The organism is Christiangramia aestuarii, assembly GCF_009735585.1.
GTDB lineage: Bacteria > Bacteroidota > Bacteroidia > Flavobacteriales > Flavobacteriaceae > Christiangramia > Christiangramia aestuarii.
Genome location: NZ_VJVW01000174.1, coordinates 1 through 361, shown reverse-complemented (window position 1 = coordinate 361; position 361 = coordinate 1). Strand labels below are relative to the sequence as shown.

Sequence of the window (361 nt, the reverse complement as noted above, 5' to 3'; positions counted from 1 at the left end):
GCCGCTGCTCGGCGGGCTGGCCGGGGTCAACCGGCTGGCGCGGGAAATCGGCGAGGTGCTGGCCGTGGCGCCGGCGATCACCACCAGCGGCGAGCTGCGCTTCGGCACCTGCGTGCTCAACCCGCCCGCCGGTTATGTCCTGGCCGACCTGGAGCAGGGCAAGCGCTTCGTTGCCGATTTGCTCGGTGGCCAGCCGGTGCGCGTCGAGGGTGCCGCCGACTGGCTCGACGCGGCCCGTTTGCCGCGCGACCCGGAGGCAGCGCTGGCGATTCACGTGACGCCCTCGGCGCGTGCGCCGCGGGCCGAGGAACTGCTGATCCATCCGCGCTGCGTGCTGGCGGCGCTCGAACCTGCCGACGCG

Annotated in this window: 1 protein-coding gene; it reads left to right on the top strand. The window is 74.2% G+C overall.

Annotation, left to right across the window (positions count from 1 at the left end; genetic code table 11):
* Nucleotides 1–361, top strand: a 361-nt coding sequence (locus FLP08_RS17415; protein ID WP_162431155.1) for a cobalt-precorrin 5A hydrolase, incomplete at both ends; no start/stop codon positions are given.